We start from the raw sequence: 25,743 nt of genomic DNA, 5'->3' as shown, positions 1-25,743 counted from the left end.
AGACTATCTCACAAAGGGCGGCGTTGTCCGCACGGGAGCCGATATGCTGAGAGTGCAAAAGGTCAGGGTCAACGATATCTACGTGCCGACCGCGCGCAAGAAGACGCTGCATCCCGAGACCGTCCGCCATCTGGCCGAGGACATTCTGGAAAACGGCATGAAGATGCCGATCCAGGTGCGCCATGACGGCAAGCGCCATATCCTAGTCGAAGGGTTGCATCGGCTGGAAGCGGCCAAGTGGCTCGGCGAGACCGAGATCGACGCCTATCTGGTGCAAGCCAAGCGCCACTGAAGCCACTCAGTTCCGTCGCTCGAATCTCCGGTCCCGCGGATTTTTTCGCGGGCCGTGTCGGCTTGCGTCTTGTTTGTTCGTCCTAGACACGGAAGCCAAAACCGACGTGTGAGGAACGCCATGACCACCAAGCTCGACATCGCCCCCAACTCCGACCGCGAACTGGTTCTCGCCCGCATCATCGATGCGCCGCGCGAGAACGTCTATCGCTGCTGGACCGAGCCGAACCTGTTGACGCAATGGTTCTCGCCGAAGCCGTGGACGACGCCGCGCGCCGAAATGGATGTGCGGACCGGTGGCTCCACCCTTGTCGTCATGGCCGATCCCGACGGCAAGGAGTTCCCGAATTCAGGCATCTTCCTCGAAGTCGTACCAGGCAAAAAGCTCGTCTTCACCGATGCCTATACCAAGGCGTGGGAGCCGTCCGAAAAGCCGTTCATGACGGTCGTGCTGACCTTCGACGACGAGGGCGAGGGCAAGACCCGCTACATCGCCCGGGTTGCGCATTGGTCGGTCGCCGACCGCGAACAGCACGAGAAAATGGGTTTTCACGACGGCTGGGGCCAGTGCGCCGAACAGCTCGAGGAGGTCGCCAAGCTACTTTGATGCACAAGCGACTTTGATGCAAACGAGAGAGGGAGACTGATATGTCCAGATCGATATTTTTTGCCATTTTCGCCTCGGCCGCCGCGCTCTTTGCCGCGCCGGGCACCATCAACGCAGAGGAGGCCAAGCCCGCCATGACGACCGCAACCGCAACACTGCCGAAGCCGCAAAAGTCCGGCCTGCTGCCGATCAACGGCCTGAACTATTATTACGCCGTCTATGGCAAGGGCGAGCCACTGCTTCTGCTGCATGGCGGTCTCGGCACAACCGACATGTTCGCGCCGATCCTGCCGAAGCTTACCGAAAACCGCACCGTCATCGGGGTCGACCTGCAGGGCCATGGCCGCACCGCGCTCGGCGACCGGCCGCTCAGCTTGGAGGCGATGGGCGACGACATGGCGGCGATCGTCAAGGCGCTCGGCTACGACAAGGTCGACGTCATGGGATATTCGCTGGGTGGGGGCGTCGCCTTCCGCATGGCTGTGCAGCATCCCGACGTGGTGCGCCGGCTCGTTCTGATCTCGACCGGCTACGCCGCGGACGGCTTCTATGCCGAGATGCGTGGCCAGCAGGCACAAGTCGGCGCAGCGATGGCCGACATGATGAAGGACACGCCGATGTACAAATCCTACGTCGCGGTCGCGCCGCATCCGGAGGATTTTCCGAAACTGCTCGACCAACTCGGCGCCTATATGCGCAAGGACTACGATTATTCTGCCGACGTGCCGAAGCTGAAAATGCCGGTCATGCTGGTGTTCGGCGACAGTGACATGTACCGGCCCGAGCACGAGATCAAGTTCTACCAGATGCTTGGCGGCGGGTTGAAGGACGCCGGCTGGATGCGCGAGAACCTGTCACAAAACCGCCTGGCGATCCTGCCGAACCGCACCCACTACGACGTGTTCTTCGCGCCGGAACTGACAGCTGCCACGCTGCCGTTCCTCAATGGCGAGACCAAGGTCAAGACTTGGGATGAGGTCGTCAACGAAACGAACTGACGTCCAGTCAATTGTCTGCCGGCCGTCTCCCGCGAGATGGCCGGCATTTCGTTGATGAGGCCTTGGCTCGGCGCATCCAGCCGATCGCCCATCGGCCGGATCACAGCTTTAGATAACGCCATCAAAGCTTTTCAATTGACGGTGCCACGCCTATCGATAGGTATCGCCTATCCTCGCAGGAAGGGACATGGGCGATGGCAAGATATCAGGGCGGGTGTTTGTGCGGTGCGGTGCGCTACCATGTCGAGGCGACACCGATCAATGAGCGCGTCTGCCATTGCCGGCTCTGCCAGAAGGCACTGGGTGCCGCCTTCAACGCGCGCGTGCTGTTCCGCATCGACGATGTGACGGTCGACGGACCGCTGGCGACGGTGAATTCCTCGCCCGATCTCAAGCGTGGCTTTTGCCCGCGTTGCGGCACGACGCTGTTTTCCCGGCGCGATTCCGCCGGCATCATCGGCATCACGACCGGCTCGCTCGATGATCCTTCGGTGTTCAGGCCTGAGATGCATATCTGGACCGCCTCGAAGCAGCCCTGGGTCCAGATCGACGACGGCCTGCCGCAATATGAAGGCGCGCCACCTCCGGCTTGAGGTGAAGTCTGGATATAATTTAATCCAAAGCGACACGAGATAGCCGGCAAAGCGTCATTGGCGGGCCATCATTGCTGCCTATCTATTGCGTGCGGGCGGCAGTCGAGGAGGCGACGGAATGAACGACAGCATCAACACCCTGGACGAGCTCTTGAGTGATCCGATGATCAAGCTGGTGATGGAGCGCGACCGCGTGCAGCCGGCAGAACTTCGCACGCTGCTCGAGGAAAAGGTCCGCCGGGCGGACGATGATGTGGCGGTCAACGATCGTTTTGTACCGCCGGCCCACCTTATGGCCACGACGTGCCACAAGCTGTGGCTGTGCGGTTAGGGTCTTGAAGCGGTCAGCCGGAATTTGCCGGCAAATAGCTGTAATGGCTGCGGAAATAAGCGAGCCTGAAGCCGAGGCGCGCATAGTTGCGATATGCCGGCCCGTCGCGTTCGGCGTGCGGCGCCTCGATGTCGGACACGAACAGTTTTGCACCGGCCGCAAGTCCGTCGCGCACCATCGCTTCGCCGAGCATTGCATCGAGGTCGAAGCTCGGCGCCATGATGCCGGGCACCGGCGCGTCGATGCCGCTCCAGGCCATGCCGTCGGCACCGATGAACATCGAGCGCACCGCCGCCACCGCGCCGTCCCGCCGCAGCATGTAATGATGCCAGCCGCGTCGGCCGGCCAGCGCTAGCAACCACGGTGAGGTCGGCAACCGATATTGGCTGTCGATGAACCCAGCCCATTCCTTTGCCGTTGCCGACGTCACCCGCTCGACAGAGACATCCTTCGACGGGAAAAGCGGCTCCGTTGGCAATGGCGTGGCGTCGCGAAAGATGCGTTCCCAACCGCCCTGACGCTGCAGGCCGCGTGCCTCGAGCCAGCAGCTGAGCGTCGCGGGCTCGGTATGCGGATTGGTGTAGAACCAGGGCCGCAGAATACCGGCCTCGCGATAATGCGCCAGAAGCGCGTCGAGCCGGCTCTCGGTGGCAGCGCTATCGACACCGAGATTCTTGACGCAGTTAAAATGGATGAACGGGATCGTCGTGCAGGTGGTCCAGACGAGATCGCCATCTTCGGCGATGGCAAGGCCTTGCCTTGCGGCAAAGTCTGCCGGGGCAGCGCGATAGAGATCGAGCCAGGCATTGACCTCGGAGCGTTCGATGACGCGGCTGAGATCGCCAGATATCTCGTCGATCCCGATGGCGGGCGAGCGTGGCTTGGGTGGGGCTACGGGCTGAAATTCTGACAGGGCGGCGGGCTGCATGACTTCCTCCCAAGTATGGCCTTACACCGTAAGATTAGTGGAGACTAATCTCATGTCGTGAGTTGTCAAGCGGGATTGCGAGGCATCCATGTGGCCGAACGTTGGGGGAAAGCGCACCCCCGTCCGGGCGAACGCCCCGATGCAAACCCTGACAATTCGATTCAAACTTTGTTGGTAGTTTCTTGTTAGGAATACAGCTTGGTTTGTCCGGCGGCGTTGTCCTGCCTTCGGTCTGTTGTGTTTTGCGTACAGGTCCAGATGCGGTTATCAGGCGTCATCTTTTCGATCGCAGCGCTGTGCCTTGCCGGCTGTACGTCGACCTCCGGCGTCGATGGGCTGCAAGTGCCGTCCAGCGAGACCACCAGCTCGGTTGTGCGGCCACCGGCGCCGGTGGCATCCGTGGCGAAAACTGACGCTGCGCCCGCTTTTGCCGAACAGGAGCAGGACGAACGGCCGGTCGCGATGGACGTACCCGATCAGGACGTCGAACCGCCGGCCGAGGTCATCGCGCTGATGTCGCCGCCGAAGCGGCTGACACGCGCAGCACCGGCGATGCTTGCCGAGCCGGTCACGCGCTATGGTTTTCGCGACGCCAAGCCGATCAATTTCGGTAAGTCCTCCTCGCCGAGGCGCCTTGCCGTCCATGGCGTCGACGTTTCGCGCTGGCAGGGCAATGTGAACTGGCAAAAGCTGCGCGCCCAGGGCGCCAACTTCGCCTACATCAAGGCGACCGACGGCGGCGATCATATCGACCCGATGTTTACCAGGAACTGGCGCAATGCCGACGCCGCCGGCTTGAAGCGCGGCGCCTATCACTTCTTCTACTGGTGCCGCACCGCCGGCGAGCAGGCCGACTGGTTCATCCGCAACGTGCCGAGGGTCGAGGGGGCGCTGCCACCGGTGATCGATGTCGAGTGGAACGGCGAATCCAGCTGCAAGCGGCGCCCATCGCGGCAAAAGGTGCTGGAAAAGATGCAAGTGTTCATGGACAAGCTCGAGCGCCACTACGGCCAGCGGCCGATCATCTACACCGCGCCCGACTTCTACCGCGACAATCTGCGCGGCGCCTTCCCCGATTATCCATTCTGGCTGCGCGCCGTAGCCGCCCACCCGTCAAAGGTCTATCCCGGCCGCAAATGGCTGTTCTGGCAATATTCCGGCTCCGGCCTGTCGCACGGGGTGAGGGGCCGCATCGACCTCAACGTGTTCCATGGCGATGAGCGGGCATGGCGCGACTGGGTTGGCGGCCGGCAGATGGTAGCGGAGGCGGAGTAGCGGCAGCTCTTGCCTTCTCCCCTTGTGGGAGAAGGCGGATCGGCGCGCAGCGCCGAGCCGGATGAGGGGTGTTGGACGGAGTGCCGCCGTGCCAAGCTGGAGCACCCCTCATCCGACCGAGCTTCGCTCGGCCACCTTCTCCCACAAGGGGAGAAGGGGAGGCGCAGCTTTTACGCCTCAATATATTCCGCATATTCCGCCAGGCTGACACCTTTGGGCACATCCAGTCCATCGGCGCGCGAGGCCTTCGATGTGAAAGCGTATTGCGTCGCGAATTTCGGTTTTTCCACCTCGAGCACCGATCGCAATGCAGCCGGGTAGGTCCGGCAGCTAAGCGGAAAAATTGTTTCCGGCTTTTCGATGACTGCCACGTAACGCATTGCGCGACCTCTTCGGTTGGAAATGTCATTATGGCTAGCGGCCGATCATCTACACCGACGTAGTTGAACAGCAGCTCCTCCTGAGATCTTTCCTGCTCTAATGAGCACATCGTCACGGATATTGAGGACGGCTTCGAGTCAACGCTGAGCGCGGGGCGCGGTTCGGTGGGCGAGAGCGTCTACTCCCTCATGCCAGCCTCTTCACCACCAAATCCTCGCTGCGGTCCACTGAGAGCACAGGCTGACCCATCCTCAGGTGTAGCTCGATAGCCGACACGCTTCCCCATAGGGTCCCCGACGTGGCTTGTGACCCACACGTCTCGATCACGCAAAACAGGAGCGCATCATGTCGCAGGCAGAAACAAAAACCCGCACGACTGGTCAGCAGGAGACAAACATGAGCTTGGACAACATTTCACACCCCTCGATCCAGCACTGCGCCGACAGCCTGAACGCCAAGCACAGCAACGGTAGACCGGAGTCCGAATTGGTTCCGTCGCGCTACGCGCTGCAGGTCGGCGACATCGACGTGCTGGTGGTCAGCGATGGAGTGCTGCCGATACCAGCGCCGGTTATGGCATATAACGTCGACCCGGCCCTCCGGGCGGCCTGGCTGGACGACATGTTCCTACCGCCGGACGTGCTCGAGTGGCCGCTGAACGTGGTCGTCGTACGCAGCGGCGACCGGACCATACTCGTGGACGCCGGGCTGGGGATGGACCCGGACTTGCACTTGCCGAGGGCCGGGCGGTTGGTCTCGCGACTGGAGGCCGCCGGCATCGATCTCGCATCCGTCACCGACGTGGTGCTGACCCATATGCACATGGACCACATTGGCGGCCTCCTCATCGACGGGGTGAAGGACCGGCTGCGTCCGGATCTGCGGATTCACGTGGCGGCCGCCGAGCTCAAGTTCTGGGAGTCGCCCGATTTCTCCCGCGTCTCCATGCCAACGGGGTTCCCGGATGCGCTGCGGCGGGCGGCCAAGCGGTTCGTGAACGACTACCACAGCCAGTTGCGGCCGTTTGAGACGGAGCATGAGGTGGCGCCGGGGGTGGTCGTCACGCTCACCGGCGGCCACACCCCCGGGCACAGCGTGGTCCGCCTAGCGTCCGGCGGCGATCGGCTGACCTTCGCCGGCGACGCCGTGTTCCAGGTCGGGTTCGACCAACCCGACTGGCACAACGGCTTCGAACACGACCCCGAGGAGGCGGCCCGCGTCCGGATCAATCTTTTGCGGGAGCTGGCGGCGACCCGCGAGCCGCTGGTGGCCACTCACCTGCCGTTCCCGTCTATCTGCCATGTGGCGGTGGACGGCGATGTCTTTCGTTGCGTGCCGGCTGTCTGGGACTACTGACCCGCGTATTGGGTTAGGGCCGAGCACAGCGTTTGAACGACCGCACGAGCAACGTCGCGAGCTTTGGCCGTTAGAGGTGGGTTGCCGTCAACCCACCTCCAAGCGATGAACTTGCCTATCAGCTATCTCAGCTACATCCGCTCGTAGCCCCGCAAGTGTCGCACTTCTCGCAAGTCCCGTTCCGCACCATCGTGAAGTTATGGCATTCCGAGCATTCGTTGCCGGTGTAGCCCTGCATCAGCGATTGCTGGCGCCGGTTGGCGGCGAGCGCTTTGGCTTCGGCTGCTTCTTTCGCGGCCTCGTCGGTGAACAGCTCCGTCGGGTCGGAGGCTTCCGCGTAGACGATGTCCTCGACCAGTTCCCTGGCGCGCTCCTCGTAGTCGCGCTTGTAGGCAATGGCCTCGTCACTGGCGGGCTTCAGCGTCAGCACGTTGGAGCCGGAGAAGGCGGTCGGGGCGGTACGGGCCGGAGTTCCGGAGCCCGCGCCGGCAAAGCCCTTGGGCTCGGCACCCATGCCCGACACCAGCTTGACCGGCGAGGCGCCGCGGGTCAGGCCCTTGGAGAAGGGCGTCGCCTTGCCTTCGTTGATGCCGCGCCCGAGTGCGGTCTTGTCGAAGTCCGACTGGTCGACATGGGCGAGGTCGTGGCGGCCGAGATAGGAGACGGCGAGTTCGCGGAACACATAGTCGAGGATCGACGTGGCGTTCTTGATGGCGTCGTTGCCCTGCACCATGCCGGCCGGCTCGAACTTGGTGAAGGTGAAGGCCTCGACAAATTCCTCGAGCGGCACGCCATATTGCAGGCCGAGCGAAATGGCGATGGCGAAGTTGTTCATCATCGCCCGGAAGGCGGCACCTTCCTTGTGCATGTCGATGAAGATCTCGCCGAGGCGGCCGTCATCGAATTCGCCGGTCCTGAGATAGACCTTGTGGCCGCCGACGACCGCCTTCTGGGTATAGCCCTTGCGGCGGTTCGGCAGTTTCTCGCGGTCGCGGTAGAGACGCTCGACGACGCGCTCGACGATCTTCTCGGTCACCTGCACGGCGCGCTGCGCGGCCGGTGCCGCGATCAGCTGCTCGAGCGCTTCGTCCTCGTCGTCTTCGACGTCGGCAAGCAACGAGGCGTTGAGCGGCTGCGACAGCTTCGAGCCGTCGCGATAGAGCGCGTTGGCCTTCAGCGCCAGCTTCCACGACAGCATGTAGGCGCCCTTGGCGTCTTCCACCGTCGCATCGTTCGGCATGTTGATGGTCTTGGAAATGGCGCCGGAAATGAAGGGCTGTGCCGCCGCCATCATCATGATGTGGCTGTTGATCGACAGCGAACGCTTGCCGATCTTGCCGCACGGGCTGGCGCAGTCGAACACAGGCAGGTGTTCGGCCTTCAGGAACGGCGCGCCTTCCAGCGTCATCGCTCCGCAGACATGGATGTTGGCGGCCTCGATGTCCTTCTTCGAGAAACCCAGCGCCGGCAGCATCTCGAACGAGAAATCATTGAGCTGCTCGTCGGTGAAGCCGAACGTCTCCTTCACCCAGTCGGCGCCCAGCGTCCACTGATTGAAGACGAACTTGATATCGAAGGCCGACTTCAATGCCGCATTGAGTGCGGCGATCTTTTCGTCGGTAAAGCCTTTTGCCTTGAGCGAGCCGGGATTGATGCCCGGCGCCTGGTTGAGATTGCCGTGGCCGACGGCATAGGCCTCGATCTCGGCGATCTGGGCCTCGGAATAGCCGAGGGTTCGCAGCGCTTCGGGCACGGCGCGGTTGATGATCTTGAAATAGCCGCCGCCGGCGAGCTTCTTGAATTTCACCAGCGCGAAGTCGGGCTCGATACCGGTGGTGTCGCAATCCATCACCAGGCCGATCGTGCCGGTCGGTGCGATCACCGTTGCCTGCGCGTTGCGGTAGCCATGCTCCTCGCCAAGCTCGATGGCGCGGTCCCAGGCGGCCTTGGCATGGTCGGCAAGCTCCTGCTGCTTGAGATCCGAGGCGACCAGCGGCACCGGGTTGACGGCAAGCTTCTCGTAGCCGTCCCTTTCGCCGTAGGCCGCGCGGCGGTGATTGCGCATGACACGCAGCATGTTCTGCGCATTGCGGTCGTAGTCGGGGAAGGCGCCGAGCTCGGCGGCCATTTCAGCCGAAGTGGCATAGGCGGTGCCGGTCATGATCGCGGTGAGGGCGGCGCAAATGGCGCGGCCCTCGTCGGAATCGTAAGGAATGCCCGAGGTCATCAGCAGGCCGCCGATGTTGGCGTAGCCGAGGCCGAGCGTGCGGTACTCGTAGGAAAGCTTGGCGATCTCCTTCGACGGGAACTGCGCCATCATGACGGAGATTTCCAGCACCATGGTCCACAGCCGCACCGTGTGCTCGTAGGCAGCGATGTCGATGGTGCCGTCGGCGTTGCGATAGGGCAGTAGGTTGATCGACGCCAGATTGCAGGCAGTGTCGTCGAGGAACATGTATTCCGAGCACGGGTTGGACGCCCGGATCGCACCGGCCGAGGCGCAGGTGTGCCAGTCGTTCATCGTCGTGTTGAAATGCAGGCCCGGATCGGCCGACGCCCAGGCGGCGTAGCCGATCTTTTCCCAGAGATCGCGCGCCTTCAGCGTCTTCAGCACCTTGCCGTCCTTGCGGGCGGTGAGATGCCAGTCGCCGTCCTGCTCGACGGCGCGCAGGAAATCGTCCTTCAGCGACACCGAATTGTTGGAGTTCTGGCCGGAAACGGTGAGATAGGCGTCCGAATCCCAGTCGGTGTCGTAGGTCTTGAACGACATCGAGGTGTAGCCCTGCTTGGCGAACTGGATGACGCGGTAGATGTAGTTCTCCGGCACCGCGTCCTTCTTGGCCGCCTTGATCTCGCGCTTCAGCGCGGTGTTGACCGCCGGGTCGAAGCAATCGTCGCCATTGCCTTCGCAGTTGATGCAGGCCTTCATGATCGCTTCGAGATGCTTCTTGACGATCTTCGAGCCGGTGACCAGCGAGGCGACCTTCTGCTCCTCGTTGACCTTCCAGTCGATGAATTCCTCGATATCGGGATGGTCGGCGTCGACGATGACCATTTTCGCCGCGCGGCGCGTCGTGCCGCCCGATTTGATTGCGCCCGCCGCGCGGTCGCCGATCTTGAGGAAGCTCATCAGCCCCGACGAGCGGCCGCCGCCCGACAGCTTTTCGCCTTCGCCGCGCAGGAACGAGAAGTTCGAGCCGGTGCCGGAGCCATATTTGAACAGGCGCGCCTCACGGACCCACAAATCCATGATGCCGCCCTCGTTGACGAGGTCATCCTGCACGCCCTGAATGAAGCAGGCATGCGGCTGCGGATGCTCGTAGGAAGACTTCGACTTGGTCAGCTTGCCGGTGAACGGGTCGACATAGAAATGGCCCTGGCTCGGACCGTCGATGCCATAGGCCCAGTGCAGGCCGGTGTTGAACCATTGCGGCGAATTCGGCGCGACGCGCTGGGTGGCCAGCATATAGGCGAGCTCGTCGCGAAAGGCGCGCGCGTCTTCCTCCGACTTGAAGTAGCCGCCCTTCCAGCCCCAATAGGTCCAGGTGCCGGCAAGCCGGTCGAAGACCTGGCGGGCGTCGGTCTCGGAACCGTAGCGCTCGGCTTCCGGCAGCTTGGCCAGTTCAGCCTCGTCGGCAACGGAGCGCCACAGGAAGGAGGGAACTTGCGTCTCTTCGACCTTCTTCAGCCGTGCCGGGACGCCAGCCTTGCGGAAATATTTCTGCGCCAGGATATCGGCGGCAACCTGGGAGAACTGCGCCGGCACGTCGATGTTGTCCAAGCGGAACACCACCGAGCCATCCGGATTCTTGATCTCGGAAAGCGCTTTGCGGAATTCGATCTCCGCGTAAGCTGATTGCCCTGGCTTGGTGAAACGACGCTCGATGCGCATTGGTCCGGTCCCTTTTGTCTACATATAGCGCTTTTCCCAGAGGATTTCTGCCCTCTTGACGAAACGCGCATGGCCGCCGTCTGCCGGCGTTCGAAACCGCCGGCTCTCATCGTCACAGTCTCCGCCGCCCTGCCGGTCGGACCTCTTGCGAGGCCGCTGTCCGACGCGCTCACGGACCCTGTGGGTCCCTCAAAACTGAAAACTTTTTGTAACACCCTCGGTCGAGGGAAATTCACATTATCTAGCGTCGAACCTATCTGCAAACACTAAATATAGTGTTAACAGACAATTTATTCAAGCCCGACAATCCTCCCCTTTCGCCCCCCAAGGCTTCAAAATCCCACGCCTTCGCCGGCCTCGTAAACAGGCGAGAATGCGGATCAAAACGCACATATTCCGGGAAAAAGACCGGCCTCGAAACTTTTCCGGTCGCACTCTCAACAGGAGCGCATGGCCTATAAAAGGCGACTCGTTTTGCGCCGTCAAGGATTCGTTTGCGTAGCTTTTATGACCCCAACATCTTGTGTGTCACATATGTGGATAACGGGGATAGAAGCGGAGCGCGGCGAGGAAGGTTCGGCGCCGCGCGGAGGTGCTTCGGCGATGGCGTTCGCGGCACCTGACCGCGGCTATGCGCCGCTCGGGCTCAGGAGAACCGGCGTGGATCGGCGCAGAAATGGGCGATGATCTGGCGAAGGTCCGGTTCATGCACCATGCCCACACCCTCGCCGGCGCTGACCCACTTGCGGGTGCGTGCCCGCTTTTCCTTCCACCGGTCGGCGACCTTGTCGACCTGCAGCGGGAACACCAGAACCTCGCACGGCACTTCCTCGCCGGAATCCAGCACCTTGGCGTAGAAATAGCGGCCGGCCTCGTGATGCGAGATCGTGCCGCGCAGCCCGGCCTCCTCGCCGGCTTCGCGCGCCGCCGCTTCGCAAAGCGGCTCCTTCGCTTCCGGCCAGCCCTTGGGAAGCACCCAGCGGCCGGTATCGCGGCTGGTGATCAGCATGATTTCGACGCCGTCCCCGCTATCGCGCCAGGGCAACGCTGCAACCTGCAGGCGGGACGGCACCGCGCCGAAGAGTCGCTGGACCCTTTCGGCCAGATGGTTGTGCGTCGTTGGCCTCGTCAACATCGGAGAAGCTTGCCCCAGCTTCCAGAATCATTTGCCGTCTCATGAATCTTACGGCTAATTATAAGCAATAAAAGTAAAAAATGTTTCATGGACCAGCGAGATTCTGCCGATTTGCGCCGGTCTCGCCCAAATGGGGCGGCCGCGCGAGCATCACGCCGGCATTTGTCGGTCGCGGATGGTGCCTTGGGCGGGCTGGGTGCAATGAGCGGCGGTGCGTCGAATCAGCCGGCGTGGTCGTCGGCGATCGGCTTCTGGTAGGTGAAGCCCATGTCCCAGGGAAAATAGATCCAGGTGTCCTGGCTGACCTCGGTAACGAAAGTGTCGACCAGCGGCCTGCCTTTTGGCTTGGCATAGACGGTGGCGAAATGCGCCTTGGGCATCATCGCGCGCACGATGCCGGCCGTCTTGCCGGTGTCGGTGAGGTCGTCGATGATCAGCACGCCAGCCCCGTCATCGGCGAGCAGCGCCGGCGTGACCTCCTTCAGCACCTGCAACTGCCCCTGGCTGGTGTAGTCGTGGTAGGAGGCAACACAGACCGTCTCGATGATGCGGATGCCAAGCTCGCGCGAAATAATGGCGGCCGGAACCAGGCCGCCGCGCGTGATGCAGACGATCGCCTTCCATTGCCCCTTGTTGGCGCCGGCAAGCCGCCAGGCGAGCGCGCGCGCATCGCGGTGGAACTGGTCCCAGGAGACCGGGAAGGCTTTTTCGGGCAGGGACATCTTCGCGCACTCCGCAAAGCGCGCATCGCGCGCAGACACTATGGAATGCGCGCGGAATTAACTGGAAAGGCTTGGCTTTGGCAAGGGGAGTGGAAAGCTATCCCTGTGAAGCTACCGCGACAGGAAAGCCGCCACCGGTGCGGTGCGCAGCACGGTCCGCGTGACCCCGCCGAACAGCAGCTGGCGCAGCCAGGAATGGCTGTAGGCGCCGAGCACGAGCAGATCCGCACCCGTTTCGGCGACCCTGGTCTGGATGATGTCGTCGACCGAGGCGCCGCCGGACCTCAGCACCGAGACGCTGACGGTCGCGCCGTGCCTGGACAGCGAGGCGGCGATTTCCGCGCCGGCCGTTTCCGGCGCCTCGTCGAGCGTATCCGGCGGGTCGATGACGACGATGTCCGTCTTCTCGGCCTCGATGATGAAGGGCAGGGCATCGAAGGCCGCGCGCGCGGCTTCCTTGCTGCCGTTCCAGGCGAGCAGCACATGCTTGAAGCTGGTCACCAGCGGACCCGAATGCGGCACCACCAGCACCGGCCGGCCGGCGTCGTAGACCAGCGTGTCGACGTCGGCGCTCGGGTCGCTGCCCGATTCGCGTTGGGCGGCGATGATCAGATCTGCGGTGCGAACGGTCGAGATGCCGGTCAGCGCGCTGTCGCCGGAAAAACTCTCGAGGCTGCGCCATTCGAACGACAGGCCGGAATTCTCGACGCGATTGTGAAAGGCGGCCTGCAACTTCTCGGCGCGCTCCCGGTTCATGTCGGCCGAAACCTGGAGGAACTCGGTGTCCGGAAAGCCGGTGGCCGAGGTGTAGGGCACGGGCAGCGCCTCGGCATGGATGCCGATCAGATGGCTCTGGAACCGGCTGGCCAGCGGGATCGCGCAGTCGAGCACGCGCTCGGCGTCCTGTTCGTTCTGTAATATGGCGACGATGGTCTTGAATCGCATGGCAGTCCCTCACTCCTTACGGCGATCCCATCGTGACAAACGTCACCGCGCGATGCTTGGTTCCGTCACGCCGATCAGCCCGCCTTGTTTGCCTTGATCAAACCCGCCACCATAGCCTCTACGTCGGCGCGTGCGGAGTCCAGCGCCTGCTGGCTGCGGGCGCGCACCACCAGTTCCGTCCAGAATTTGCCGTCGCCATATTTCGGATAGGAGCCGATGATCGTGTCCGGATGCGCCTTCTGGATGTCGCCCAGCGGCCCCCCGATCAGGCCTTCGCCGAACGGACATTCCACGGTGGCCGACAGCATTTTGGTGCCGGCCCGCAACGTCGGCACGACATTGTCGAGCATCGCCTGGAAAATCGCCGGCACGCCGGCCATGACATGGACGTTGCCGATGCGAAAGCCCGGCGCAACCGACACTGGGTTGTCGATGTGGTCTGCCCCGCGCGGCATCCGCGCCATGCGCTTGCGCGCTTCCGTGTATTCGATGCCGCGGGCAGCATAGCTTGCCTCCAGCAGGGCGTAGGCCCTGGCGTCGTATTCGCATGGCACGCCAAAGGCCCTGGCAACCGAATCGGCGGTGATGTCGTCATGCGTCGGGCCGATGCCGCCGGTGGTGAAGACATAGGTGTAGCGGGTGCGCAGCGCATTCACCGCAGCGACGATCTCGTCTTCCTCGTCCGGAACGATGCGCACTTCCTTCAGGTCGATGCCGATCGCCGTCATGATATCGGCGAGGTGGCCGATGTTCTTGTCCTTGGTGCGGCCGGACAGAATCTCGTCGCCGATAACGAGCATGGCGGCGGTGACGATTTCGGTCATGGCAGGCTCCGGCAAACGGGTCGCCTGAGATAGCGCGGCGGACGGCCGGCGGCAATGCCGCCAAACGACGGATCCACCTGTGCCACCTCCCTTGCAGTGGACCCTTCGGCGGGTGATGCTGCGTGCCGGTTTGGAGCCTTGAGCAAGACATGCCGGTACCGATTCTTCCATGGCTGCCCGGCGCGCTGTTTCTGCTGGCGCTCGTCGTAGCAGCCTATCCTCTGCTGGCGACACGACGGATCGCGGCGAAAGCCGAAAGGCTGGTGCCGGCCAGCGGCAAATTCATCGAGATCGACGGCAACCGCATTCACTATGTCGAGGCGGGCGAGGGCCGGCCGATCGTCTTCCTGCACGGCCTCGGCGCGCAGCTTCATCATTTCCGCCACACGCTGTTCGGAATTTTCGGCCCGAACTATCGCTGATCGCGTTCGACCGTCCGGGTTCCGGTTATTCGGTGCGGGCCAGGGGCGCCAGCGGGCGGCTGCCCGAGCAGGCCGAGATCGTGCGGCGCTTTATCGAGGCGCTTGGGCTGGAGAAGCCTCTGGTCGTCGGCCATTCGCTGGGCGGCGCCATCGCACTGACGCTGGCTGTCGAGCATCCCGAGGCGATTTCCGGTGTCGCCTTGCTGGCGCCGCTGACCCATATGGAGCCGGACGCGCGCGAGAAGTTCGGCCCGCTATACATCAACTCGCCGCTGCGGCGCCGGATCATGGCTCATACGGTGGCGAATCCCGGCGGCTCTCAAATATGCAGAACGCACGCTGGCCTTCATCTTCGCGCCACAGACGGCGCCGGCCGACTATATGGTCGAGGGCGGCGGCTGGTGCGGGCTGAGGCCAAGCCATTTCTACGCAACATCGACCGATGTCGTGGCGATCGCGCATGACCTTGGCCGCATCGAGAAACGCTATGGTGAGATCACCATGCCGGTCGGCATTCTGTTTGGTGCTTCCGACCGCGTGCTGGGCATCGATATCCACGGCTGGCCGGTGATGGAAAAGATCAGCGGGCTCGATTTCGAGCCGGTCGAGGGGCTTGGCCACATGCCGCAATTCGTCGAGCCGGAACGGGTCGTCGCTTTCATCGAACGCATTGCCGACCGCGCATTTGCGCCGAAGTCCGACACCGGCAGCTGACACCCTCCCGGACGCGGTCTCGGCCGGCAGGGTGCCGCCCCGAGCATCCCGGCCGCCGGGAATACCTCCGAACCTAATCAGGATATCAGCTATTCCTTCACGGCTCCGGTCATCGAGGAAACATAGTGCTCGACAAAGAACGAATAGAGCACCACGACCGGCAATGAACCGATCAGCGCTCCCGCCATCAGCGCCCCCCATTCATAAACGTCCGAGCGCACCAGCTCTGTGAGCACGCCGACCGGCACGGTCTTGTTTTCGGACGACTGGATGAAGGTCAAGGCGTAGATGAACTCGTTCCATGACAGCGTGAATGCGAAGATGCCGGCGGAAATCAGGCCCGGCACCGACAGCGGCAGCACGATCTTGGTGAGGATCTGCCAGCGGCTCGCCCCGTCGATCAGCGCGCATTCTTCCAGCTCGAACGGGATCGAGCGGAAATAACCCATCAACAGCCATGTGCAGAACGGGATCAGGAAGGTCGGATAGGTGAGGATGAGAGCGAAGGGCGTGTCGTAAAGCCCAAGGTTGAACACCATCACCGACAGCGGAATGAACAGGATCGAAGGCGGTACGAGATAGGCCAGGAACACCGCGAGGCCGACCTGCCGCGCCCCGGAGAACCGCAAGCGTTCGATCGCATAGGCAGCGAACACCGCAGCCAGCAGCGACAGGAACGTGGCGGCGGTCGAGATGATGATCGTGTTGAGCAGCCAGCCCGGATAGGATGTCTCGAAGAGCAGGTAGCGGATATGCTCGAGCGTCGGATGCACCACCCAGAACGGATTGAAATTGGCGTAGTCGGTCATCTCGAGATTGGGCTTAACCGCCGTGATCGTCATCCAGTAGAACGGAAACAGCAGCACGATGACGAAGATCAGCAGCGGCAGGTAGACCGTCACCACCCGGCGCGGCAAACTCTGCAGGTAGCCCATGCCGCCTTCGTCGAGTTCCGGGCGTTTGCTCGTTTCGATCGCGGTCATGTCAATCTCCGCCGCCCTGCTGCCATTTGCGGCGCTGCAGGCCAAAATAGCTGAACAGGATCGCCGCCAGCAGGAACGGGATCATGGCGACTGCGATCGCGGCGCCTTCGCCAAGCTGGCCTCCGGAAATGCCGCGCTGGAACGACAACGTCGCCATCAGATGCGTGGCGTTCACCGGCCCCCCGCGCGTCAGCACGTAGATCAGCTGGAAATCGGTGAAGGTGAACAGCACCGAAAACGTCATGGTGATGGCGATGATTGGCGTCAGCAGCGGCAGCGTCACGTAACGGAACAATTGCCAGCGGCTGGCGCCGTCGAGCGTGGCGGCCTCGTAGAGCGACTGCGGAATCGTCTGCAGGCCGGCAAGCAGCGTTATCGCCACGAAAGGAATGCCGCGCCAGACATTGGCGGCGATGACCGAAGTCCGCGCATTCTCCGGATCGCCGAGGAAATTGATGCGATGGTCGATCAGGCCCATTTCCATAAGCGCCCAGGACAGGATCGAGAACTGCGAATCGTAGATCCACCAGAAGGCGATCGCCGACAGCACCGTCGGCACCACCCAGGGGAGCAGGACGATCGCGCGGAAGAACGATTTGAACGGCAGGTTCTGGTTGAGGATAAGCGCCAGCCAGAGGCCGAGCACGAACTTCAGGATCGAGGCGCTGATCGTATAAAGCAAGGTGTTGAAAACGGAGAGCCAGAAGACGGCGTCGTCCCACAGATATTCGTAATTCTCGATGCCGATGAAGATGCCGGGGCGGCCGATGCGAGCATCGGTGAAGCCGAGCCAGACGCCGAGCCCGAGCGGATAGGTCAGGAAGACCAGCAGCAGTGCCGCCGCCGGCAGCATGAAGCCGAAGCCAAGCGCGTTTCGGCTATCGGCCAAGGTCGCCAGGATGCGAGACAAGATCGAGGGACGCGGCTGAACGGCGGCGGAGGTCACGGCCATGGGTCGGCTCCTCTAAGGTTTCGTAAACGGCCGGGCGGCCATGCGCGATTCGAAGCCGGGCAGCATGGCTGCCCGGCCGAGCCGGCTCAAACGCGATAGTAGCGGTTGGCGCGCTTTTCGGCCTCTTCCATCGCCTCTTGCGGCGTCGCCTGGCCGGTCACCGCCTTGGCGAACATGTCGACCAGCACATAGTCGGCCATGGTCGCCGCCGAGGCATAACCGAGCGGGCCGGCATAGCCGTTGGGCCGCAGCGTCGCCGAGGCCTTGGCGTAGGCGGCATTGTTCGGATCGGCCGTCCACACCGGGTTGTTGTCGAAGGCTTTGAGCGTCTGGCAGCAATAGCCTGCCGACGACGTGATCCACTGCGACATTTGCGGATCCTCGAACATGAACTGCAGGTAGGCCTTGGCCGCGTTGGGGTAGGGCGTGTAGTCGAAGATGACGGCCGTGGTCACCTGGAACAGCTCGACGGATTTTCCGACCGGGCCGATCGGCAGGTTGGTGGTGCGGATGTCCTTGGCTATTTCAGCCAGCTTCGGATCCTTGTCCTTGTTGATCTTGGCGGTGTTGTAGGCCGAAATGCCGTTGGCGATGACGCTCAATTCGCCGGCCAGGAAGGCGCGGTTGTTGTTGACGTCGAGCCAGCTTTCGGTGCCGGGAATGAAGGTCTTGTAGAGTTGCTGCGCGTATTCGATCGCCTTCAGCGTCTCGGGGCTGTTGATCGTCACCTTGCTGTTCTCGTCGACCATCTGGCCGCCATGGCTCCACAGCAGCCAGTGCGCGTAGTTGTTGCCGTCGCCGACGCCGTGGCCGTGCGTGAAGCCGGCCGGGTGCCCCTTCGCCTGCAATGCCTTGCAAAGCTCGAGCAGGCCTGCCGTGTCCTTTGGAAATTCTGAGAAGCCGGCTTCCTTCACCCAGCTTTCGCGATAGACGATGGCATTGCCGATGGTCGCCAGCGGCAGGCCGAGGAACTTGCCTTGCCGTGTCGCATATTGGTGCGGTCCATCGTGCCAGCCGCCATATTTCGAGCCGAGATATTCGCCTAGTTCCGTCACATCGTGCAGCTTGTCGGGATATTGGTGCGGGTCGTCGAACCAGACGAACATCAGGTCCGGGCCGGAGCCGACATTGGCGGCGACCGCCGCCTTGGGGCGAATGTCCTCCCAGCTTTCCTTGTCGACGCGGACCTCGACGCCGGTCGCTTCGGTGAAGCGTTTGGTGTTGGCCAGCCATTGATCCTCGTCGCCCTGCACGAAAGGCGACCAGCGCAGCAGCCTGAGCTTGGCGCCGTCCTCGGGCTTGTATTTCAACCCCTCCTGAGCAAAGGCGGGAGAGCCGATGAACCGGCTTCCCAAGGCTCCCGCGGCCGCGCCGGCGGTGGTGCGGATCACGTCACGTCTGGTGAATTTCATGTTCGCTTCCTCCTGCTTATTGTCCTTGCCGTCCTACTGCTCGATGGGTGTTTCGAACCGCTGTCCGGTTTTGCCGTGAAAGAGATGGATGAGGCCTGGCTCGGCCGTAAGCCGGATGGTTTCGCCCGGCGTGAAGGAATGCCGTTCCCGGAAATTGGCGACGATCTCCTCGCCGCCGGCGGTTCGGCCGATGAGCTGCACTTCGGACCCTGTCGGCTCGACCACCGCGACGGTGACCGGAATGCCCTGATGGTCGGACAGCCGTAAATGCTCGGGCCGTATCCCCAGCACGACCGGCTCACCATTGCCGATGGAAAGTGCTGAGGCCAACGGGACCGAAATCCCGCCGGCGCCGCGAAACGACGGCGAGCCGTCGCTTACGATCTCGCCCCTGAGCATGTTCATGGCGGGCGACCCGATGAAGCTGGCGACAAAGAGGTTGTTCGGCCGGTCATAGAGCTCGAGTGGCGGCCCGATCTGTTCGACGATGCCGTCATGCATGACGACGATCTTGTCGGCCATGGTCATCGCCTCGATCTGGTCGTGGGTGACGTAAACCGTGGTGGTCTTCAGGCGCTGGTGCAGTTCCTTGATCTCGGCGCGCATCTGCACCCGGAGCTTGGCATCGAGATTGGACAGCGGCTCGTCGAACAGGAAAACCTGCGGGTCGCGCACGATCGCCCGGCCCATGGCGACGCGTTGGCGCTGGCCGCCGGAAAGCTGGCGGGGATAACGGTCGAGCAGCGGCACCAGTCCGAGGATCTCGGCCGCACGCCGCACGCCGGCATCGCTCTCCGTCTTGGGAACGCCCTTGAGCATCAGCGAGAACGCCATGTTCTCGGCAACCGTCATATGCGGGTAGAGCGCATAGTTCTGGAAGACCATGGCGACGTCGCGCTCCTTTGGCGCAACGTTGTTGACGACACGTTTGCCGATCGCGATCTGGCCGCGCGAGATCTTTTCCAGGCCGGCGATCATTCTGAGAAGGGTCGACTTTCCGCAACCCGAAGGACCGACCAGCGTGACGAACTCGCCGTCGTTTATATCGACACTGACCCCGTGCAGGACCTCGACGGTCCCAAATGATTTGTAGACATCGCCGATTGCGACAGACGCCATCGATCTCCTCCCGATTGATTCCTGCAACGACTTCGAAGGAAACCGCTTTCCTGCCTGGCCCGCGACGGCGCCCAGGCTCCTCCCCGGTCACGCGCGATGTGAGACGGTAGCGCTACCAAACCGACCTGTAAAGCACGCCGGCATCACTGCGATATCGACACGCCCTAATCCGAAACCTCGGTCTGCGGCCGGTCGCGGCCGTCGGCGAGCTCGTCGTGCCATTTGCCGTCGGCGTCCTCATACTGGATGCCGTCGGTGTTGCCGGCGACCTGCTGTTCGGCCGAAGCGATCTCGGCGGCGCGCAAGGCATCCTGATGGGTGGGGAACGTTTCGGAGAATGTCGAGCCGACCTTGTAGGCCCAGCCTCCGTCATGCTCGACGATCTTGTAGGTCAGTTTCGCCATGAAACCCTCCGGTTGAAAGCCCGTTGCCTCAATGCAGCCTGTCGTCGGCCAGCCTGTCGTCGTCTGGCAGCCTGTCGTCTGCGACCAGCACGTCCGATTCCCTGGCGGCTTCGATCAGTGCCCGGCGCGCATCCGCCGTCGAACGATAACCTTCCAGCACTTTTAGGCAAGTGTCGAGGGCATCACGATGACGGGGCCCGCGATTGAGTGGCCAGACCGTCATCAGGCACTCCGCCGCCTCCTGGGCGCTGCGGATATGACGATATTTGCCGACATGGCCGAGTTCGACCACGACCGGCTTTTCAAATGGCTTGCTGTCCATCATCGCCGCCAACGCGGAGCGGCCGATTTGGTTGCAACTGCTATTTTAGCTTAGGCGAAAATAGCTCAATAGCCGCAGTCATTGCGCAGCCAGCGCGCATTCGCCCAGCCGGTGCGGCCGCCGAAATCGACCTGGTACCAGTTTCCGCGGCGGTCGAAGATCTCGGTTTGGTCGCCGTTGAACAATTGCCCGATCATGCGTGACGACGAGTTCGGTCGGGCCCGAACGGCGAGAAAGCCGCTTCCCGTTGCCAGATTGTAGTGCCTGGAAAGACCGTGAACCGTACCTTCGCAATATTGCGCCCCGGCCGGCGTCGATGCGGCAAACGACAGCCCGGCCACAACCGCGGCGGCAGCCGCAACGGAAATCCCCCTTAACGACATGTCTCTGCTCCCCCAACCCGCCGCGCCCAGCCGCGGCCCGGCGACTCTATACCGGCAGAGGATCAATGCGAAGCTGTGCTGGCCCGTCCAGCGAGACGAACCCGCCGTCAGTTCGCCGCCTTCATCCAGTGCTGCATCGTCGTCACCGAGCGGGCAAGCTGCGGCGCCGGGTGGATTTTCTCGCCGAAGGTGGCCGCGGCGCGCCAGCCCCAGCGCGGATCGGCAAGAAAGGCGCGCGCCAGCGCCACCATGTCGGCGCGGCCGTCGGCGACGATCGCCTCGGCCTGTTTCGGATCGTCGATCAGGCCGACGGCCCGCGTCGGGATGCCGACGGCCTTGCGCACCTCTTCGGCCAGATGCACTTGGTAGCCCGGGCCGGTCGGCAGCTTCTGCAACGGCGAATTGCCGCCACTCGAGCAGCAGAGATAGGCGACGCCGGCTTCCTTCAGCGCTTTTGCCACTTCGATCGCATCCTCGACGTCGAAGCCGCCATCGACCCATTCCTTGATCGACAGACGCGCGCCCAGCATCAGCCTGGGCACCGCCTTCTTTACCGCCTTGGCGATCTCGACGGCGAAACGCATGCGGTTTTCCAGCGAGCCGCCCCAGCGGTCGGTGCGCCGGTTGGAAAGCGGCGACAGAAACTGGAAGATCAGATAGCCGTGCGCGGCATGCAGCTCGATGAAGTCGAAGCCGGCGCGCTCGGCCCGCCGCGCCGCGTCGGCGAAGCGTTCGATGATTTGCAGGATCTCGTCGTCCTCCAGCGCCCGCGGCACCTGCCAGCCGGTGTCGTAGGCGATAGCCGAGGCAGATACGATCGGCCACGGGTCCTGATCGGCGTGCAGCGGGCCGCCGCCCTCCCAGGGTTTCCGGTTGGAGGCCTTGCGTCCGGCATGGGCAAGCTGCGTACCGAATTTCGTGCCCGGCGCGGCGACGCGCTTGGCTGCATCCAGCGTGCGTCGCGCCGCCGCCTCGTTGTCCTCGGAATAGAGGCCGAGACAGCCATGCGAGATGCGGCCGCGCCGTTCGACATCGGTCATCTCGACGGTGACCATGCCGGCACCCGACATCGCCAGGTTCATCCAGTGATAAAGGTGCCAATCACTGGCCGAGCCGTCCTCGGCCGAATATTGGCACATCGGCGCGACCGCGATGCGGTTGGGGAAGGTGAGGCCGTCGAGGGTGATCGGCTGGAAAAGCGATGAGGTCATAAAAAAACTCCGGAAAGGGTTGCCGCTATTTATGCAGCCGATTGTGCCAGCGCCAGACACGAGACGGTGAAACGGTCTCTGGACCAATTGGTGGCCCGATTGCGCGGACGGCCGTTCGCGGCTACGCCTTGCCGCGGCAGCAGGGAGTCCACCATGGAAGATCGCATTCGCATCCGCTCTGAGGAAGTCCTTTCCGACGAATGGGCGGTTTTGAAAAAGACCGTCTTCGACTATCGCCGGCGCGACGGCAAATGGGAAACGCATACCCGCCAAACCTACGATCGCGGCGACGGTGCGGTGATCCTGCCTTTCGATCCCGAGCGGTCGACGGTGCTTCTGGTGCGGCAGTTCCGCTACCCGGCCTACGTCACCGGCCACAAGGAGCCGCTGATCGAGGCCTGCGCCGGCCTGCTCGACGAAGACGATCCCGAAACCTGCATCCGCAAGGAGGCCGAGGAGGAACTCGGCTACCGCCTGAAGGATGTGCAGCGGCTGTTTTCGCCCTATATGAGCCCCGGCAGCGTGACCGAGCGGCTCTGGTTCTTCGTCGCCCGCTACTCGCCGGCCGACCGCATTTCCGACGGCGGCGGCGCGCATGACGAAGGCGAAGACATCGAGGTTTTGGAAATGCCGCTCGACGAGGCGCTGGCCGGCATCCACGACGGTCGGATCATCGACGCCAAGACGATTATTTTAATCCAGCATTTGAAGCTGAACCCGATCGGGAGGTGAGAGGGCCAGAACCGGGTCGAGCGCCCTGGTCTCTAGTCACGAAGGGTATCAAACGAAGACCAATCTGGTGCGGACGACGGGAATCGAACCCGTACGATCAGAGATCGAGGGATTTTAAGTCCGTTGCGAGGGTTGGTGTGGGCGACGGGATTTGAACCCGTAAGTGCTTGAAACACCGGCAGATTTTAAGTCTGCTGCGTATACCAGTTCCGCCACGCCCACCTCCCACATTGTGGGGAAATCCCACCAGTCTCCCACATGGTTTCCCACACGGTCGGACTAAGGTGGGGATCAATTCGGCGGATGTCAGTCATCCGTCGTTTTTGTCTTAGACGCTATGCGGGCTTCAATCTTGTCGCGCAAGGTCCTCTTTGCCGAAACTACGGCAGCAAGTGTTCCGATCATGGCATAGTCAGTAGCGGCAACGATCCGCTGCTGCCTCGTTCTGAGGAGGCCAACTACCACAATTGCCCCGAACAATCCGACAAGCCCAACAAGTGAATAGACCAGCTTGCGTGAGTTTGCCTCGGCTTCCATCTTCTCGAAGTTGATAGCCGACTGCTGCAACTCTTCCCGTGTCGCGCCTTGGTAGGTCGGTGACCACATCGAATGAACGGGCTTGTCGGCAGAATAGGCCGGCATCCAGACCAGTGCCATCAACAGGGCCATGCAGGCCAAGAACACGGATTTGCGCATAGCCGCACTAAGCCTGACAACCGACAGTTTCGCAAGGCTCCCCAACCTTAAGCCCTTCTAGGATTTGCCGTTGATTACGACAAGCCTCGGAGCCGCGCCACCTTCGAGGGCGGTGAGGTTGTCGAGCAGGTGGTTCGGCGCAAGGTGGGCGTAGTTGAGAGTGGTCTGAATCGACTTGTGACCCATCCAGATTTGGACGCGACGGATGTCGATGCCACGGATGATCTGCCATGAGCAGCATGTGTGCCGCGTGGTGTAGACCACAGTGTCGGACAGCCCCGGGATGTGTTCGCGGATGCTGCGCCACACCTCAATGACCTCCCATTTGCCGATGTCGCAGAAGGGGCCTTCGAGGTGGCCGGTGTAGGGCCGCTGCCGTTCGACCGCTTCGAGGGCGCGCTTGGTGAGAGGGATGCTCCTCGGCAGATCGTTCTTGGTCAGCTCGAAGGTCACCACGTTGCCGCGCAGATCGAGCCACCGGAAGGCGGTCGCTTCGGAGTACGGTCGGGCTCCCGTGTCAACGAGGAAGATGAACAGGTCACGGATGCGATCCTTGCCCCACAGGGTGAGGGTCTGGATGACCAGCGCCACTTCCTCCTCGGTGAAGAACCGCAGCCGGCCCTTCTTGCCCTTCTGCCAGGGCAGATCGGGCTTGGCCACACCGGCCTGCTTGGCGAGGACAGAGATCGCGGACAGGTAGCGGTTGATCGTCTGGTTGGCGACCTTGCGCTCGTCCATCAGATGCTCGACGAACTCCAGCACGTTGCCGGTGGTGAGGGCTTCCGCAGGGCTGGTCTTCTCGCCGGCCCACTTGACGAACGTCGTGGCATTCCTGACCTGACCGACGCAACCGTCATGGTTGGTCCAGCGGAACTTGGTGGCCGAGCGCAGAACCTCCCCGAGGGTGCCCACGTCCTTGCCACCGGTCGACTTGGATGGCCCCTCGGGCAGCACCTTGCCGGCCTTCAAGGCAGCGCGGGACTCGAACTCCCACTTCTCCGCTGCCGCCTCGCTGTCGAACTGTTGGCGGAAGCGCTTGACGGCCATGCCGTCCGTCTGATTATTACGCCCGAAACTACGCCTGGATTTTGGAAGAAATAAGGGAATGACTTCAGAGCCTATATTTTTTGCAAGCCCGTCATTTCCACTATTCCTTTTACTTATTGTCGTCTTTTTGTGGATTGCAAATGAGGCTAATTTACTTCGTGCAAAGAATGCATTCGCATATCTGCTAATTATTATTCCGGCAATTTATTTACTCGACATGATACAGGTATTCTATTTCAGACACGGATTTATGTCGATTTCAGTTCTGGCAGGGTACCGTTACCTTCTCATTAATATTTGGATATACGGTCTATCTCTTTTGCTTCTGTTATTAATGTCGTTTCGATCGTCGTCCAAGGCCAGGAGGCTTTCGCCCTTTTTCCTTGTTTTCTGTTTAGCGTGTGACTTCGTTTGGTTTCGTCTGTCAAAAAGTAGCTGAGGAGCTGTGGAAAATGGCCGAGGGGAAAAGTCTATACTGACCTTGATAAGGCCAGAAGAAGCAACAGGTAGGTGGTCTCCTGTGTCCCTGTGCCCCCTCGGCTACACCCTGAGGAGAACTTCAGGGGAGCCTAAGGGGTAGCCTTGCTGTAAGGCTCTCAGGTGGCACCCTAAGGGGTACCTATGGTTCCCTCTCGGGTGTCACCTTAAGGTACACTCTAAGGGGAACTATCGGGGGTGGTCCTAGTAGGATGTCTATTCCCTCAGGCCAGTCCTTTTCAGATGCCGGGCAGGGGCCGTCAAGCCGTCTTCTACGGTCGCCGGTTGGTGGCGCGGCGGGTGGATGCATCGAGTGCTCTGAGTCGAAGCCACAGCGGTGCTGGGTGGCGGCGACCAAAACCGTGACAAACCGACCGAAACAAAAAACCCGCCTCGGCGGGCGGGTCGTCGGTGCGAATCAGCACCATACACAAATTAATAGCATAGCTGCCGGCACAAAGCAAGAACAAACTTGCTCCTTGAGCGTTGGACGCGGCTTCATTCCAGCCCGGGTTCCTCGCCCCCACGAAAATGGGGGAGAGGTGGCTCGGCGAAGCCGAGACGGAGAGGGGGAACCGCGCTCTATGAAAA

At 62.2% G+C, this 25,743-nt stretch carries 28 protein-coding genes and 1 tRNA gene; 11 read left to right on the top strand and 18 right to left on the bottom strand.

Annotated features, from left to right (window positions below; all coding sequences use genetic code 11):
• Positions 1–43 precede the first annotated feature (43 nt).
• The 5 genes from NKI79_RS23340 (at position 44) to NKI79_RS23320 (ending at position 2,820) form a co-directional block, all read left to right on the top strand.
• On the top strand, positions 44–292 hold the full coding sequence (locus NKI79_RS23340) for a ParB N-terminal domain-containing protein (protein WP_023674751.1): 249 nt from the start codon (positions 44–46) through the stop codon (positions 290–292).
• Positions 293–412: 120 nt separating this feature from the next.
• Positions 413–898 carry an SRPBCC family protein gene (locus tag NKI79_RS23335; protein ID WP_352804857.1) on the top strand — a complete coding sequence of 162 codons (486 nt, stop codon included), beginning with the start codon at positions 413–415 and terminating at the stop codon, positions 896–898.
• A 41-nt stretch (positions 899–939) separates the two neighbouring features.
• Positions 940–1,896, top strand: a complete 957-nt coding sequence (locus NKI79_RS23330; protein ID WP_352804854.1) for an alpha/beta fold hydrolase — start codon at positions 940–942, stop codon at positions 1,894–1,896.
• A gap of 194 nt (positions 1,897–2,090) precedes the next feature.
• Entirely contained in the window at positions 2,091–2,489 is a 399-nt protein-coding gene (locus NKI79_RS23325; protein WP_352804852.1) for a GFA family protein, read from the top strand.
• Between the two features lie 118 nt (positions 2,490–2,607).
• Complete coding sequence (locus tag NKI79_RS23320; RefSeq protein WP_023717422.1) at positions 2,608–2,820, top strand: hypothetical protein; 213 nt, start codon at positions 2,608–2,610, stop codon at positions 2,818–2,820.
• A 13-nt stretch (positions 2,821–2,833) separates the two neighbouring features.
• Here NKI79_RS23320 and NKI79_RS23315 read toward each other — a convergent pair whose 3' ends face one another.
• Entirely contained in the window at positions 2,834–3,748 is a 915-nt protein-coding gene (locus NKI79_RS23315) for a hypothetical protein (protein WP_352804849.1), read from the bottom strand.
• Positions 3,749–4,006: 258 nt separating this feature from the next.
• Between NKI79_RS23315 and NKI79_RS23310 the strand changes: the two genes are divergently transcribed.
• On the top strand, positions 4,007–5,023 hold the full coding sequence (locus NKI79_RS23310) for a glycoside hydrolase family 25 protein (protein ID WP_352804847.1): 1,017 nt from the start codon (positions 4,007–4,009) through the stop codon (positions 5,021–5,023).
• 170 nt (positions 5,024–5,193) lie between these two features.
• Here the strand turns inward: NKI79_RS23310 and NKI79_RS23305 are convergent, their stop codons facing one another.
• Positions 5,194–5,394, bottom strand: coding sequence for a type II toxin-antitoxin system HicB family antitoxin (locus NKI79_RS23305; RefSeq protein WP_352477395.1), 201 nt, complete (start codon positions 5,392–5,394; stop codon positions 5,194–5,196).
• Positions 5,395–5,749: 355 nt separating this feature from the next.
• On the opposite strand from NKI79_RS23305, the gene NKI79_RS23300 reads away from it, so the two are divergent.
• Positions 5,750–6,760, top strand: coding sequence for an MBL fold metallo-hydrolase (locus tag NKI79_RS23300; protein ID WP_352804845.1), 1,011 nt, complete (start codon positions 5,750–5,752; stop codon positions 6,758–6,760).
• A gap of 127 nt (positions 6,761–6,887) precedes the next feature.
• Here NKI79_RS23300 and NKI79_RS23295 read toward each other — a convergent pair whose 3' ends face one another.
• The 5 genes from NKI79_RS23295 to NKI79_RS23275 all read right to left on the bottom strand — a co-directional run bounded on the left by NKI79_RS23295 (position 6,888) and on the right by NKI79_RS23275 (position 14,278).
• Positions 6,888–10,652, bottom strand: a complete 3,765-nt coding sequence (locus NKI79_RS23295) for a vitamin B12-dependent ribonucleotide reductase (protein ID WP_352804842.1) — start codon at positions 10,650–10,652, stop codon at positions 6,888–6,890.
• Between the two features lie 646 nt (positions 10,653–11,298).
• Positions 11,299–11,787, bottom strand: coding sequence for an NUDIX hydrolase (locus NKI79_RS23290; RefSeq protein ID WP_352804839.1), 489 nt, complete (start codon positions 11,785–11,787; stop codon positions 11,299–11,301).
• Positions 11,788–12,008: 221 nt separating this feature from the next.
• The gene (gene gpt, locus NKI79_RS23285) at positions 12,009–12,509 is read right to left on the bottom strand and encodes a xanthine phosphoribosyltransferase (RefSeq protein ID WP_352717344.1); all 501 of its coding nucleotides are present in this window, start codon (positions 12,507–12,509) and stop codon (positions 12,009–12,011) included.
• Positions 12,510–12,620: 111 nt separating this feature from the next.
• The gene (locus tag NKI79_RS23280; protein WP_352477397.1) at positions 12,621–13,454 is read right to left on the bottom strand and encodes a universal stress protein; all 834 of its coding nucleotides are present in this window, start codon (positions 13,452–13,454) and stop codon (positions 12,621–12,623) included.
• Between the two features lie 74 nt (positions 13,455–13,528).
• Positions 13,529–14,278, bottom strand: a complete 750-nt coding sequence (locus tag NKI79_RS23275) for a competence/damage-inducible protein A (RefSeq protein WP_352804835.1) — start codon at positions 14,276–14,278, stop codon at positions 13,529–13,531.
• A 149-nt stretch (positions 14,279–14,427) separates the two neighbouring features.
• Here NKI79_RS23275 and NKI79_RS23270 point away from each other — a divergent pair, with 149 nt between their 5' ends.
• The 3 genes from NKI79_RS23270 to NKI79_RS23260 are packed head-to-tail and all read left to right on the top strand — an operon-like array spanning position 14,428 to position 15,414.
• Positions 14,428–14,700, top strand: coding sequence for a hypothetical protein (locus tag NKI79_RS23270; RefSeq protein WP_352804832.1), 273 nt, complete (start codon positions 14,428–14,430; stop codon positions 14,698–14,700).
• Positions 14,701–14,732: 32 nt separating this feature from the next.
• A complete protein-coding gene (locus NKI79_RS23265) occupies positions 14,733–15,164 on the top strand; it encodes an alpha/beta fold hydrolase (protein ID WP_352804830.1) in 432 nt (143 codons plus the stop codon).
• The gene (locus NKI79_RS23260) at positions 15,148–15,414 is read left to right on the top strand and encodes an alpha/beta fold hydrolase (RefSeq protein ID WP_352804828.1); all 267 of its coding nucleotides are present in this window, start codon (positions 15,148–15,150) and stop codon (positions 15,412–15,414) included. Before NKI79_RS23265 ends, NKI79_RS23260 begins: the two co-directional genes overlap by 17 nt.
• A gap of 89 nt (positions 15,415–15,503) precedes the next feature.
• On the opposite strand, the gene NKI79_RS23255 is transcribed toward NKI79_RS23260, so the two are convergent.
• The 8 genes from NKI79_RS23255 to NKI79_RS23220 all read right to left on the bottom strand — a co-directional run bounded on the left by NKI79_RS23255 (position 15,504) and on the right by NKI79_RS23220 (position 22,200).
• On the bottom strand, positions 15,504–16,397 hold the full coding sequence (locus tag NKI79_RS23255; RefSeq protein WP_023674766.1) for a carbohydrate ABC transporter permease: 894 nt from the start codon (positions 16,395–16,397) through the stop codon (positions 15,504–15,506).
• A 1-nt stretch (position 16,398) separates the two neighbouring features.
• Complete coding sequence (locus NKI79_RS23250; RefSeq protein WP_352804825.1) at positions 16,399–17,349, bottom strand: carbohydrate ABC transporter permease; 951 nt, start codon at positions 17,347–17,349, stop codon at positions 16,399–16,401.
• Positions 17,350–17,435: 86 nt separating this feature from the next.
• Positions 17,436–18,761, bottom strand: coding sequence for an ABC transporter substrate-binding protein (locus tag NKI79_RS23245; protein WP_254817688.1), 1,326 nt, complete (start codon positions 18,759–18,761; stop codon positions 17,436–17,438).
• Positions 18,762–18,794: 33 nt separating this feature from the next.
• The gene (locus NKI79_RS23240) at positions 18,795–19,880 is read right to left on the bottom strand and encodes an ABC transporter ATP-binding protein (RefSeq protein WP_352804823.1); all 1,086 of its coding nucleotides are present in this window, start codon (positions 19,878–19,880) and stop codon (positions 18,795–18,797) included.
• Between the two features lie 164 nt (positions 19,881–20,044).
• A complete protein-coding gene (locus NKI79_RS23235; protein ID WP_023674770.1) occupies positions 20,045–20,284 on the bottom strand; it encodes a DUF2188 domain-containing protein in 240 nt (79 codons plus the stop codon).
• Between the two features lie 28 nt (positions 20,285–20,312).
• A complete protein-coding gene (locus NKI79_RS23230) occupies positions 20,313–20,609 on the bottom strand; it encodes a DUF982 domain-containing protein (RefSeq protein WP_352804821.1) in 297 nt (98 codons plus the stop codon).
• Positions 20,610–20,671: 62 nt separating this feature from the next.
• Positions 20,672–20,989, bottom strand: coding sequence for an SH3 domain-containing protein (locus tag NKI79_RS23225; RefSeq protein ID WP_352804818.1), 318 nt, complete (start codon positions 20,987–20,989; stop codon positions 20,672–20,674).
• 107 nt (positions 20,990–21,096) lie between these two features.
• Positions 21,097–22,200, bottom strand: a complete 1,104-nt coding sequence (locus NKI79_RS23220; RefSeq protein ID WP_352804816.1) for an NADH:flavin oxidoreductase/NADH oxidase — start codon at positions 22,198–22,200, stop codon at positions 21,097–21,099.
• 153 nt (positions 22,201–22,353) lie between these two features.
• Between NKI79_RS23220 and NKI79_RS23215 the strand changes: the two genes are divergently transcribed.
• On the top strand, positions 22,354–22,932 hold the full coding sequence (locus tag NKI79_RS23215) for an NUDIX domain-containing protein (protein WP_254817694.1): 579 nt from the start codon (positions 22,354–22,356) through the stop codon (positions 22,930–22,932).
• 133 nt (positions 22,933–23,065) lie between these two features.
• Here NKI79_RS23215 and NKI79_RS23210 read toward each other — a convergent pair.
• The 3 genes from NKI79_RS23210 to NKI79_RS23200 form a co-directional block, all read right to left on the bottom strand.
• Positions 23,066–23,154 (bottom strand) — tRNA-Leu (locus tag NKI79_RS23210).
• A gap of 84 nt (positions 23,155–23,238) precedes the next feature.
• Positions 23,239–23,628, bottom strand: a complete 390-nt coding sequence (locus NKI79_RS23205) for a hypothetical protein (RefSeq protein ID WP_352804814.1) — start codon at positions 23,626–23,628, stop codon at positions 23,239–23,241.
• A 57-nt stretch (positions 23,629–23,685) separates the two neighbouring features.
• Positions 23,686–24,675 carry a tyrosine-type recombinase/integrase gene (locus NKI79_RS23200; protein ID WP_352804812.1) on the bottom strand — a complete coding sequence of 330 codons (990 nt, stop codon included), beginning with the start codon at positions 24,673–24,675 and terminating at the stop codon, positions 23,686–23,688.
• Positions 24,676–25,743: the final 1,068 nt, after the last annotated feature.

Origin of the sequence: Mesorhizobium sp. M0340 (assembly GCF_040321535.1) — a bacterium.
In the GTDB taxonomy this organism is placed as follows: Bacteria; Pseudomonadota; Alphaproteobacteria; order Rhizobiales; family Rhizobiaceae; genus Mesorhizobium.
The sequence above is the reverse complement of the archived record's forward strand: the minus strand, read 5'-3'. Positions and strand labels throughout refer to the sequence as shown.

Bases quoted from the DNA above. Each gene is read 5' to 3' on its own strand.
- NKI79_RS23280 (WP_352477397.1), bottom strand. From the start codon at position 13,454: ATGCGATTCAAGACCATCGTCGCCATATTACAGAACGAACAGGACGCC.
- NKI79_RS23330 (WP_352804854.1), top strand. From the start codon at position 940: ATGTCCAGATCGATATTTTTTGCCATTTTCGCCTCGGCCGCCGCGCTC.
- NKI79_RS23295 (WP_352804842.1), bottom strand. From the start codon at position 10,652: ATGCGCATCGAGCGTCGTTTCACCAAGCCAGGGCAATCAGCTTACGCG.
- NKI79_RS23220 (WP_352804816.1), bottom strand. From the start codon at position 22,200: ATGACCTCATCGCTTTTCCAGCCGATCACCCTCGACGGCCTCACCTTC.
- NKI79_RS23240 (WP_352804823.1), bottom strand. From the start codon at position 19,880: ATGGCGTCTGTCGCAATCGGCGATGTCTACAAATCATTTGGGACCGTC.
- NKI79_RS23290 (WP_352804839.1), bottom strand. From the start codon at position 11,787: ATGTTGACGAGGCCAACGACGCACAACCATCTGGCCGAAAGGGTCCAG.
- NKI79_RS23315 (WP_352804849.1), bottom strand. From the start codon at position 3,748: ATGCAGCCCGCCGCCCTGTCAGAATTTCAGCCCGTAGCCCCACCCAAG.
- NKI79_RS23250 (WP_352804825.1), bottom strand. From the start codon at position 17,349: ATGGCCGTGACCTCCGCCGCCGTTCAGCCGCGTCCCTCGATCTTGTCT.
- NKI79_RS23230 (WP_352804821.1), bottom strand. From the start codon at position 20,609: ATGATGGACAGCAAGCCATTTGAAAAGCCGGTCGTGGTCGAACTCGGC.
- NKI79_RS23255 (WP_023674766.1), bottom strand. From the start codon at position 16,397: ATGACCGCGATCGAAACGAGCAAACGCCCGGAACTCGACGAAGGCGGC.
- NKI79_RS23225 (WP_352804818.1), bottom strand. From the start codon at position 20,989: ATGTCGTTAAGGGGGATTTCCGTTGCGGCTGCCGCCGCGGTTGTGGCC.
- NKI79_RS23270 (WP_352804832.1), top strand. From the start codon at position 14,428: ATGCCGGTACCGATTCTTCCATGGCTGCCCGGCGCGCTGTTTCTGCTG.
- NKI79_RS23320 (WP_023717422.1), top strand. From the start codon at position 2,608: ATGAACGACAGCATCAACACCCTGGACGAGCTCTTGAGTGATCCGATG.
- NKI79_RS23275 (WP_352804835.1), bottom strand. From the start codon at position 14,278: ATGACCGAAATCGTCACCGCCGCCATGCTCGTTATCGGCGACGAGATT.
- NKI79_RS23245 (WP_254817688.1), bottom strand. From the start codon at position 18,761: ATGAAATTCACCAGACGTGACGTGATCCGCACCACCGCCGGCGCGGCC.
- NKI79_RS23335 (WP_352804857.1), top strand. From the start codon at position 413: ATGACCACCAAGCTCGACATCGCCCCCAACTCCGACCGCGAACTGGTT.
- NKI79_RS23325 (WP_352804852.1), top strand. From the start codon at position 2,091: ATGGCAAGATATCAGGGCGGGTGTTTGTGCGGTGCGGTGCGCTACCAT.
- NKI79_RS23310 (WP_352804847.1), top strand. From the start codon at position 4,007: ATGCGGTTATCAGGCGTCATCTTTTCGATCGCAGCGCTGTGCCTTGCC.
- gpt (WP_352717344.1), bottom strand. From the start codon at position 12,509: ATGTCCCTGCCCGAAAAAGCCTTCCCGGTCTCCTGGGACCAGTTCCAC.
- NKI79_RS23215 (WP_254817694.1), top strand. From the start codon at position 22,354: ATGGAAGATCGCATTCGCATCCGCTCTGAGGAAGTCCTTTCCGACGAA.
- NKI79_RS23340 (WP_023674751.1), top strand. From the start codon at position 44: ATGCTGAGAGTGCAAAAGGTCAGGGTCAACGATATCTACGTGCCGACC.
- NKI79_RS23205 (WP_352804814.1), bottom strand. From the start codon at position 23,628: ATGCGCAAATCCGTGTTCTTGGCCTGCATGGCCCTGTTGATGGCACTG.
- NKI79_RS23235 (WP_023674770.1), bottom strand. From the start codon at position 20,284: ATGGCGAAACTGACCTACAAGATCGTCGAGCATGACGGAGGCTGGGCC.
- NKI79_RS23300 (WP_352804845.1), top strand. From the start codon at position 5,750: ATGTCGCAGGCAGAAACAAAAACCCGCACGACTGGTCAGCAGGAGACA.
- NKI79_RS23200 (WP_352804812.1), bottom strand. From the start codon at position 24,675: ATGGCCGTCAAGCGCTTCCGCCAACAGTTCGACAGCGAGGCGGCAGCG.